Consider the following 10,085-nt stretch of genomic DNA (forward strand, 5'->3'; position numbering starts at 1 on the left):
CTTATCGGTAGTTAACCCTTCCTCCTACACTCTCCACAATCATGTCCGAGCGTTGCACTTATTATCTGAATTCGCGATTGCTAAATCGCACAGTCGTCATTAGCGTGATGAATATAAATGCCTTCATCTGATGATGAAGGCATTGCGGTGTACTCATCAATCTCCACATCATCGCCCTCGTGTTCGAGCAGCTCACGCACCACGCTGGTGGCGAAACTGCCTGCAGGCAGCCAGAAATGGAGTTCGACGGTGACATCATCCTGCCAGTTCCAGCGCAGATCGCGCGGGATCACCAGCATGGCGCGACGGGCAGCGTCGACACGTTCCCGTTCCAGCAGGCCGATCAATGAGGACTGCGCCGCCAGGCTCTGCAGCTCAAAGGCCAGCGCCGCCTCACGCGGTCCCCACTCACCGCTACCCGGCAACGGTGCCGTAATACGCAGCTCATTGTTATCGACACGCTGCTGCAGCGTCGCCAGCTCATCCTGCTCCGCGACAAACCAGCTGCCGCGACCGGTCAGCTGCAATGCATCACCCGTCATCACCTGGCACAGGGACTGTTGCTGCGCCAGACGATCGCTGGTCACCTGGTTAAACATCGCGCTGCGCGCCGCCGACAGCAGGAAGCTGCGCTTATTGCGCTCACGCACGCGGATGTCATCCGCCGCCCAGCGCTGTGCCTGTGACAGGTTACTGCCACCGCGGCCAAAGCGCTGCTGACCAAAGTAGTTCGGCACACCGTGCTGCGCAATCTGCGTCAGCCGCTGCTCCACTGCCGCGCGATCGCTCACCTGACGCAGCACCAGCGTAAAAGCGTTGCCCTGCAGTGCGCCGGTGCGCAGCTTGCGGCGATGACGGGCGGTTTCCAGCACTTCGCAACCTTCCAGCACAAACTTACGCAGATCCGGCGTCTCTTTGCCAGGCAGGCGCAGGCAGAACCACTGCTCTGTCACCGCATGGCGATCCTTCATGCCCGCAAAACTGACTTCACGCGGATGAATACCGACAAATTTCGCCAGCGCCTCAGCGACAAAACGGGTGTTGCAGCCCGTCTTGCGCAGGCGGACCAGCAGATGCTCGCCGTCACCATCCGGGCCATAGCCAAGATCTTCCACCACCACAAAATCTTCCGGGTTGGCTTTCAGCCTGCCACGTGCAACGGGTTTGCCGTGCAGCCAGCTCAGATTCAGCATATCCATCAGTCTTCTTTCCGCACCAGCAGCGCCACCGCTTCACAGGCGATACCTTCACCGCGGCCGGTAAAGCCCAGCTTCTCGGTGGTGGTGGCTTTGACATTGACGTCATCCATATGACAGCCAAGATCTTCCGCGATATTGATGCGCATCTGTGGCACATGCGGCAGCATTTTGGGTGCCTGGGCGATAATCGTCACATCAACGTTACCAATACGGTAGCCTTTTGCCTCAATGCGTTTCCACGCTTCGCGCAGGAGGCCACGGCTGTCAGCGCCTTTATAGGCCGGATCGGTATCCGGGAACAGCTTGCCGATATCACCTAACGCCACTGCGCCCAGCAGGGCGTCCGTCAGCGCATGCAGCGCCACATCGCCATCGGAGTGCGCGATAAAGCCATACTCAAAAGGGATGCGCACACCGCCGATAATCAGCGGGCCTTCGCCACCAAAAGCATGGACATCAAAACCGTGACCGATACGCATTCTGCGCTCTCCTTATTTCTGTAATTGCGTCAGGTAAAACGCGGCTAAAGCCAGATCTTCCGGCCGCGTCACTTTAATATTATCGCTGCGCCCTGCCACCAGCTCCGGGTGATAACCGCAATGCTCCAGCGCCGATGCTTCATCAGTGATCGTCGCGCCGTCATCCAGCGCGCGCAGCAGACAGCTGCGCAATAATGGCAACGGGAAAAACTGCGGCGTCAGCGCATGCCACAGACCTTCGCGATCAACAGTATGCGCAATGGCGGATTTACCGGGTTCGGCACGTTTCATGGTATCGCGCACTGGCGTGGCAAGAATGCCGCCCACGCGGCTGGTGTGCGCCAGCTGTAACAGGCGTGCCAGATCGTCGGCATGCAGGCAGGGACGCGCCGCATCGTGCACCAGCACCCAGCCGCTGTCACCGGCCGCCTGCAAACCTGCCAGCACCGAATCGGCACGCTGACCGCCACCGATCACGGTGGTAATGCGCGCATCACACGCAATCGCCAGTTGCTGAAACTGCACATCGTCAGCGCTCAGCGCGACAATCACCCGCGTCACCGCAGGATGCGCCAGCAGGCTGGCGATACTGTGTTCAAGAATGGTGAGTTCACCAATAGTCAGATACTGTTTCGGGCACTCAGACAGCATACGGCTGCCGATACCGGCCGCGGGAACCACGGCGACAATGTCGGGGAAGGAGTTGGTCATTGTTTATCGTTGTTGATTTTGCGCGGCCTGCTGCGCGTTGCGGCGGTTCTGGTCTGGCACCAGACGATAGAAAGTCTCGCCGGGTTTAATCATCCCCAGCTCGCTGCGTGCGCGCTCCTCAATCGCTTCCGAACCGCCGTTCAAATCGTCGATTTCGGCAAACAGCTGATCGTTGCGCGCTTTGAGTTTGGCGTTATTCGCCTGCTGTACCGCCACGTCATCGTTGACGCGCGTATAGTCATGAATGCCGTTCTTGCCCAGCCAGAGCGAATATTGCAGCCAGCCTAACAGTACAAGTAACAGCAGCGTAAGTTTACCCATCCCCGCCCCCTGAAAAACGGCTCAATCATCCCATAACTTTGCCGCTGACTCCACTCTGCCAGCGAAATTGCGCGCCTTTATCGGAATGGCGCGCAAAAGTTCTGCAAACCGGGCGGGGATTTTTCACTCCATTAAGGTTTCTGTAACGCGTCCAGCGCCAGATTCAGCTCCAGGACATTCACCACCGGTTCACCGATAAACCACAGCAGTGGCGTGTCGGTATGCGCTTCCACCAGACTGCGCAACTCGGCTTCCGGCAGATGACGCAGCTGCGCCACCCGTGGCACCTGCCACAGCGCCGCCGCCGGAGAGATCTGCGGGTCCAGGCCGCTGGCGGAGGCAGTAATCAGCTCCGTCGGCACTGTCTCACTGGCCTGCGGATTGGCTTTACGCAGTTCGGCAACACGCTGTTTAATGGCATCATCCAGCGCCTTATTGCTGACGGCCAGGTTACTGCCCGACGACGCCAGCGGATTGTACGGCGCATCGGCCGTTGCCGACGGGCGTCCCTGGAAATAGTCGGCGCGGGTAAAATTCTGCCCAATCAGCGCTGAGCCCTGAATCTTACCGCCATGTTCGATCAGCGAGCCGTTCGCCGCCGTCGGAAACCACCACTGCGCCAGCCCGGTAGTTAACAGTGGATAGCCCGCACCGACGATCAACGTCAGCAAAAGAAACAGTGAAATCGCAGGACGAAACAGTTTCATCAGATGGTCTCCTTAACCCAGACCCAGCACAGTCAGAATGATGTCAATCAGCTTGATACCGATAAACGGCACCACCAGGCCGCCTGCGCCATACAGCCACAGGTTACGGCGCAGCAATGCGGCGGCCGACATCGGGCGATAGCTCACGCCCTTCAGCGCCAGCGGGATCAGCAGCACGATAATCAGCGCGTTAAAGATCACCGCCGACATAATCGCCGAAGTCGGCGAATGCAGTCCCATCACGTTCAGCATATTCAGCTGCGGATAGGTCACGGCAAACGCCGCCGGAATGATGGCGAAATACTTCGCCACGTCATTGGCGATACTGAAGGTGGTTAACGAACCGCGCGTCATCAGCATCTGTTTACCGATATGCACCACTTCCAGCAGCTTGGTCGGGTTGGAGTCCAGATCCACCATATTGCCCGCCTCTTTGGCGGCCTGGGTGCCGGAATTCATCGCCACCGCCACATCGGCCTGCGCCAGTGCCGGGGCATCGTTAGTGCCGTCGCCAGTCATGGCTACCATGCGCCCTTCCGCCTGATACTGACGAATCAGCGCCAGTTTCGCTTCCGGTGTGGCTTCCGACAGGAAGTCATCGACGCCCGCTTCTGCGGCAATCGCCGCCGCCGTCAGCGGATTATCGCCCGTCACCATCACGGTCTTAATACCCATTTTGCGTAGCTCAGCGAAGCGATCTTTGATGCCGCCTTTAACGATATCTTTCAGCGCCACCACGCCCATGACGGCATTGTCTTCCGCCACCACCAGCGGGGTGCCGCCTGTACGCGCCACGGCATTCACCCGTTCCTCAACATCCGTCGGGAACCTGCCGCCGTTATTCTCAATATGACGACGGATAGCATCGACCGCGCCTTTACGCAGCATTTTGCGGCCGATATTGACGCCGCTCATACGGGTTTGCGCCGTGAACGGAATAAAGGTGGCATCCAGGCTCTGTAAGTCACGCTCACGGAGATTGAATTTCTGCTTCGCCAGCACCACGATGCTGCGCCCTTCCGGCGTTTCATCCGCCAGTGACGCCAGCTGAGCGGCATTAGCCAGCGCTTCTTCGCTGATGCCGCTGGCAGGCAGGAACTGCGTTGCCTGGCGGTTACCGAGGGTAATGGTGCCGGTTTTGTCCATCAGCAACACATCGACGTCGCCCGCCGCTTCTACCGCGCGGCCACTGGTGGCGATCACATTCGCCCCCAGCATACGGCTCATCCCGGCAATACCAATCTCCGACAGCAAGGCGCCAATGGTGGTCGGGATCAGACACACCAGCAACGCCACCAGCACCGTGATACTGACCGGTGTGCCGCCCCAGGCCGAGAACGGATACAGGGTGGAGGTTGCCAGCAGGAACACGATCGTCAGCGAGATCAGCAGAATATTCAGCGCCACCTCATTCGGTGTTTTACGCCGCTGCGCACCTTCCACCATCGCGATCATCCGGTCGAGGAAAGTTTCGCCCGGGTTCACGCTGCACTGGATCACCAGCCAGTCAGACAGAATGCGCGTACCGCCAGTCACCGACGCAAAATCGCCGCCGGACTCACGAATCACCGGCGCAGATTCGCCGGTAATCGCACTTTCATCCACCGACGCGCCGCCCACCAGCACTTCGCCGTCGCAGGGAATAATGTCGCCCGCTTCCACCAGTACATAGTCGCCTTTGCGCAGGCTGTCTGCAGCGACCTGCTGCAGTTTCGCCTGCTGCAACGGCTCGGCCAGTTTTTTCGCCCAGCTGGTACGTTTAATCCCTTTCAGACTCTCCGCCTGTGCCTTACTGCGCCCTTCGGCCAGCGCTTCGGCAAAGTTGGCGAACAGCACGGTGAACCACAGCCATGCACTGATCGCCACAGTGAAACCGAGTTGTACGTGGTCGTTGTCCACCACCATCTTCAGCGCCAGCAGCGTGGTCAGGATGCTGCCCAGCCAGACGACAAACATCACCGGATTACGGTGCTGGATGCGCGGATCGAGTTTTTTGCATGCCTCAACCAGCGCGGTACGCCAGATGCTGCTGCGCTGTTGTGAAGGAAGTTTATGTGTCATAGCCAAATTCTCCGGCAATTAATGCCCAGCCAGTAACTGCAAATGTTCGATAACCGGACCCAGCGCCAGCGCCGGAATAAATGTCAGTGCGCCAATCAGCAGTACCGTGCCGATAATCAGCCCGACAAACAGCGCACCGTGTGTCGGCAACGTGCCCGGACTGGCAGGCTGCGTTTTGCGCGCCGCAAGATAACCGGCCATCGCCAGCAGCGGAACAAAGGGCGCAAAGCGGCCCAGCAGCATGGCGGCAGCCAGCAGCAGGTTCCAGAACGGAGTATTGGCTGACAGTCCGGCAAAGGCACTGCCGTTATTGTTGGCGGCAGAAGAGACGGCATACAGCACTTCGCTAAAACCATGCGGGCCAGTGTTCAGCATGCCGGCGCGACCGGCATCGGTCATCATCGCCAGCGCCGTGCCCAGCAACACCAGCGACGGGGTAATCAGGATATAGATTGCCGCCATCTTCATTTCCGGCACGCCGATTTTTTTCCCGAGATATTCCGGGGTTCGGCCAATCATCAGACCGGCGATAAACACTGCCAGCAGCACATTCATCAGCATGCCGTAGAGACCCGAGCCAACGCCGCCGAACACCACTTCGCCCAGCTGAATCAGCCACATCGGCACCATGCCACCCAGAGCAGTAAAGGAGTCATGCATCGCGTTGACCGCCCCACAGGATGCCGCCGTGGTGATCACCGCAAACAGGCTGGAGTTGAGGATGCCAAAACGCGCCTCCTTCCCTTCCCAGTTCAGCGCGGAATCGCCACCAAAGCTGAGGAGATGCGGATTACCGTTCACTTCAGCGATCATCACCAGTGCCGCCGCCACGATGAACATGATCGACATCGCCCAGAGCAGGGTTCTGCCCTGGCGACGGTCGCGCACCACATTACCGAAGGTGAAGCAGAGTGCTGCCGGGATGGCAAAGATCGCCAGCATCTGAATGAAATTGCTTAACGCCGTCGGGTTTTCAAATGGATGGGCAGAGTTAGCATTAAAGAAACCGCCACCATTGGTGCCGAGCATTTTGATCGCTTCCTGCGATGCCACCGGCCCCATCGGCAGGGTCTGCTGCACGCCTTCCAGCGTGGTCAGTGTGGTGTAAGGACTGACGTTCTGAATCGCCCCCTGGCTGACCAGAAACAGCGCCATCAGCAGTGACAGTGGCAACAGCACAAACAATGTCACGCGGGTTACGTCGCGCCAGGCATTGCCGAGGCTGCTGCTGGTATGGCGTGAGAAACCGCGCATCAGCGCAAACAGCACCGCCATTCCGGAGGCGGCAGATAAAAAGTTCTGCACCGCCAGACCGACCATCTGGCTGAAATAGCTCATGGTCGATTCACCGGCATAGGACTGCCAGTTGGTATTGGTGACAAAGCTGATGGCGGTGTTTAACGCCAGGTGCCAGGACAGGCCGGGTAATCCCTGCGGATTGAGCGGCAACAGGTCCTGCCAGAGCAGCATCAGAAACAGCAGCACCATACCCAGCAGGTTGAACAGCAGGATGGCAACCAGATACTGACGCCAGTTCATCTCGTCATCCTGAATGCCGCAGAGACGCCACATCCCCTGCTCGATGCGTTTCGTGCCCGGCAGGGCACGGTCCAGCGCCATGCTGGTCATCAGATCGCCGAGTGGTTTTGCCACCAGCAGCAGCACCGCCATAAAGCAGGCCAGCAGTAAAAAAGCTTCAGCAGCCATCAGAAGTCCTCCGCCCTGAACAGGGCATAAAACAGATAGCCCAGCAATATAAACACCAGCACGATGCCGGTTATCAGTCCTGCACTCACGGTTCATTTCTCCGGATTTATTGAGTTCAGGAAAAGGGTAAAAAAAGCGAGGTAAAAATGTCGTAAAGGTTGCGGAGCGGGATATAAAAAAAATATAAAAATCGCGCGTTTTATTGTGGTAATTCAGTATTTAAGCCAAACGGAGGCGGGAATTTCTCGCCTGTTTTCGGCCACCGGCCTGCCCTGACGGCGTTCCGGCAGGCAGGTTTTGCCGCTGCCGGCGCTTTGATGCTGACAATCAATGCTTGCCTGCCATGCAAGTAAACTGTATTTTTATGCACTTAAAATGCATAAGTAAGTTTGTTTTTTATTTCCCGGGAGAAACCATGTTTAAAAAATTAGCGTTAATCAGTTCGTTACTGGCAATGCTGGCCTCCGCCGCCCATGCCGAAACCTATGTTGTTGGTTCTGGCGGCACTTACCGTCCATTTGAGTTTGAAAACAGCCAGAAACAGCTGGAAGGCTTTGATATTGATATTATTAAAGCCATCGCCAAAGCAGAAAACTTCGACGTAAAACTGGTCAATACGCCATGGGAAGGTATCTTCGCCACCCTCGGCACCGGTGACCGCGATATCATCATTTCCGGTATTACCATCACCGATAAGCGTAAAGCGATGGTGGATTTCTCCGCCCCTTACTTCCCGGCCGAACAGTCCATCGTGGTGCCAGCGAACTCCAGCGTCGATTCCCTGGCGGCACTGAAAGCCATCAACGTTGGCGTGGTGAACTCCAGCACCGGCGATATCGTGGTGTCTGATGTGCTCGGCAAAACCAGCACCGCCATCAAGCGTTTTGATAACACTCCGCTGATGCTGCAGGAGCTGTATGAAGACGGTATCGGCGCTGCGGTTGGCGACGTCGGTGTGGTGAAGTACTACATCAAAACTCACCCGGAAAAACAGTTTAAGCTGGTTTCTGACGCTAAATTCCAGCGCCAGTATTTCGGTATTGCAGTGGCGAAAGGCAACGATGCGCTGCGTAACAAAATCAATGCCGGCCTGAAGAAAATCATCGCTGACGGCACCTACGCCAAAATCTACAGCACCTGGTTTGACAGCAACGTACCAACCTTACCCGCTGAGTAATCGCCCTCTTTCGCCGCCTCGCGCGGCGAATTCTCGTTACAGGATTATCTATGTCTGGATTTCGCTGGGAAATCATTCAGGAGTATTTGCCGCTGTTTGTTGACGGCGCGCTGATGACGCTGAAATGTACCCTGATCTGTGTGATTACCGGTACGCTGTGGGGATTAACCCTCGGTTTAGGCCGTCTGGCGCAGGCGCCACATGGTCCGTGGAAAACCATTCTGCACTACGGTGTGCAGTGGCCGGTGCGCATCTATATCAGTGCCTTCCGCGGTACGCCGCTGTTTGTCCAGATTATGGTGGTGCACTTTGCGCTGGTGCCGTTGTTTATCAACCCGCGTGATGGACTGCTGGTCACCAGCGGTATCATGTCGGCGGATGTTGCCCGTACGCTGCGCGCTGACTATGGCGCATTCCTCTCCTGCGTGGTGGCGATTACGCTGAATGCAGGGGCGTATGTTTCGGAAATTTTCCGCGCCGGTATTCAGTCCATTGACCGTGGTCAGATGGAGGCGTCACGCTCGCTGGGGATGACCTACGGCCGCACCATGCGCCGGGTGATTCTGCCGCAGGCGTTTCGCCGTATGCTGCCGCCGCTGGGGAATAACGCTATCGCCATTGTGAAAGATTCATCGCTGGCATCGGCGATTGGTCTGGCAGATCTGGCTTACGCCGCACGTACCGTTTCCGGCGCGTATGCGACTTACTGGGAACCTTACCTGGTGATTTCACTGGTGTACTGGGTATTTACCTTCCTGCTGTCGCTGCTGGTTCAACATATGGAAAAGAGGTTCGGCAAAAGTGATTCACGTTAATAATTTGCAGAAACGGTTTGGCGAAACCCATGTACTGCGCGGCATCGACTGCACCATTGCCGAACAGGAAGTGATCTGTGTGATTGGCCCGTCCGGTTCCGGCAAAAGCACCTTTCTGCGCTGCCTGAACGGGCTGGAAAGCATTGATGACGGCAGTGTCGAGGTGAATGGTTTTGCCGTGCAGGACACGAAGACCAATATCAACCAGCTGCGTGAGTCAGTGGGGATGGTGTTCCAGCGCTTTAATCTGTTCCCGCATATGACGGTGCTGGAAAACCTGATTATGGCGCCAATGGATGTGCTCAAGCTGTCCCGCGCCGCCGCGACCGAACGGGCGAAAAACCTGCTGGCGAAAGTGGGCCTGAGCGACAAGATTGACGCCTGGCCGAACAGCTTGTCTGGCGGCCAGCAGCAGCGTGTCGCCATTGCCCGTGCGCTGGCGATGGAACCGAAAATCATGCTGTTCGATGAACCCACCTCGGCGCTGGACCCGGAACTGGTAGGCGAAGTGCTGGCGGTGATGAAAACGCTGGCGCAGGAAGGCATGACGATGGTGATTGTCACCCATGAGATGGCGTTCGCACGTGAAGTGTCAGATCGGGTGATGTTTATCGATCAGGGTGTGGTTCAGGAGATGGGCGAGCCAGGGCAGATCTTTAGCGCGCCGACGAATCCCCGCACTGCCGCTTTCCTCAGTAAAGTTTTGTAACGCAGCGAAGTCTTTGCTCATCTGTCTTGTCCCTTTCCCCGCCTGCGGGGGAAGGCCAGGATGGGGGAAATGCCATCTGTTGAGTTCACAGACAGCAGCTCCCCCTCCCCTGCCCTCCCCTGCCCTCCCCCATTTGTACGGTCCGGGGACATTGCAGACAGGTGTTCGGGGACATGGTGAACACTTTTTAACATCCTTT

Annotated in this window: 10 protein-coding genes and 1 pseudogene; 3 read left to right on the plus strand and 8 right to left on the minus strand. The window is 57.4% G+C overall.

The genetic code is table 11. The features are described 5' to 3' along the window. Positions 1–152: 152 nt before the first annotated feature. The 8 genes and pseudogenes from truD to kdpF form a co-directional block, all read right to left on the minus strand. Positions 153–1,199: pseudogene (gene truD / locus ACSZO1_RS20370) on the minus strand (tRNA pseudouridine(13) synthase TruD); the annotation flags it as partial. Continuing rightward, the gene (ispF, locus tag ACSZO1_RS20375) at positions 1,199–1,678 is read right to left on the minus strand and encodes a 2-C-methyl-D-erythritol 2,4-cyclodiphosphate synthase (protein WP_437615913.1); all 480 of its coding nucleotides are present in this window, start codon (positions 1,676–1,678) and stop codon (positions 1,199–1,201) included. The pseudogene truD and the gene ispF, both read right to left, overlap by 1 nt. 12 nt (positions 1,679–1,690) lie before the next feature. Then, a complete protein-coding gene (gene ispD / locus ACSZO1_RS20380; RefSeq protein WP_437615915.1) occupies positions 1,691–2,389 on the minus strand; it encodes a 2-C-methyl-D-erythritol 4-phosphate cytidylyltransferase in 699 nt (232 codons plus the stop codon). A 3-nt stretch (positions 2,390–2,392) separates the two neighbouring features. Next, positions 2,393–2,710: a cell division protein FtsB gene (gene ftsB / locus ACSZO1_RS20385; RefSeq protein WP_017803635.1), complete on the minus strand. Its 318-nt coding sequence runs from the start codon at positions 2,708–2,710 to the stop codon at positions 2,393–2,395. A gap of 131 nt (positions 2,711–2,841) precedes the next feature. Then, the gene (kdpC, locus tag ACSZO1_RS20390; RefSeq protein WP_437615918.1) at positions 2,842–3,417 is read right to left on the minus strand and encodes a potassium-transporting ATPase subunit KdpC; all 576 of its coding nucleotides are present in this window, start codon (positions 3,415–3,417) and stop codon (positions 2,842–2,844) included. 12 nt (positions 3,418–3,429) lie between these two features. Continuing rightward, positions 3,430–5,478 (minus strand): potassium-transporting ATPase subunit KdpB, encoded by a 2,049-nt coding sequence (gene kdpB, locus ACSZO1_RS20395; RefSeq protein ID WP_437615920.1) that lies wholly within the window; start codon positions 5,476–5,478, stop codon positions 3,430–3,432. Positions 5,479–5,496: 18 nt separating this feature from the next. Then, on the minus strand, positions 5,497–7,185 hold the full coding sequence (kdpA, locus tag ACSZO1_RS20400) for a potassium-transporting ATPase subunit KdpA (RefSeq protein WP_437615922.1): 1,689 nt from the start codon (positions 7,183–7,185) through the stop codon (positions 5,497–5,499). After that, on the minus strand, positions 7,185–7,274 hold the full coding sequence (gene kdpF / locus ACSZO1_RS20405) for a K(+)-transporting ATPase subunit F (protein ID WP_437615924.1): 90 nt from the start codon (positions 7,272–7,274) through the stop codon (positions 7,185–7,187). Before kdpF ends, kdpA begins: the two co-directional genes overlap by 1 nt. 326 nt (positions 7,275–7,600) lie before the next feature. Between kdpF and ACSZO1_RS20410 the strand changes: the two genes are divergently transcribed. Genes ACSZO1_RS20410 through ACSZO1_RS20420 form a run of 3 tightly spaced genes read left to right on the plus strand, consistent with a single transcriptional unit; the run spans position 7,601 to position 9,886 of the window. Next, complete coding sequence (locus tag ACSZO1_RS20410) at positions 7,601–8,362, plus strand: basic amino acid ABC transporter substrate-binding protein (protein ID WP_437615926.1); 762 nt, start codon at positions 7,601–7,603, stop codon at positions 8,360–8,362. Between the two features lie 50 nt (positions 8,363–8,412). Continuing rightward, complete coding sequence (locus ACSZO1_RS20415; RefSeq protein WP_437615928.1) at positions 8,413–9,177, plus strand: amino acid ABC transporter permease; 765 nt, start codon at positions 8,413–8,415, stop codon at positions 9,175–9,177. Then, positions 9,164–9,886 (plus strand): amino acid ABC transporter ATP-binding protein, encoded by a 723-nt coding sequence (locus ACSZO1_RS20420; RefSeq protein WP_437615930.1) that lies wholly within the window; start codon positions 9,164–9,166, stop codon positions 9,884–9,886. Before ACSZO1_RS20415 ends, ACSZO1_RS20420 begins: the two co-directional genes overlap by 14 nt. Positions 9,887–10,085: the final 199 nt, after the last annotated feature.

The organism is Erwinia sp. V71 (genome assembly GCF_965644245.1).
Taxonomy (GTDB): Bacteria; Pseudomonadota; Gammaproteobacteria; order Enterobacterales; family Enterobacteriaceae; genus Erwinia.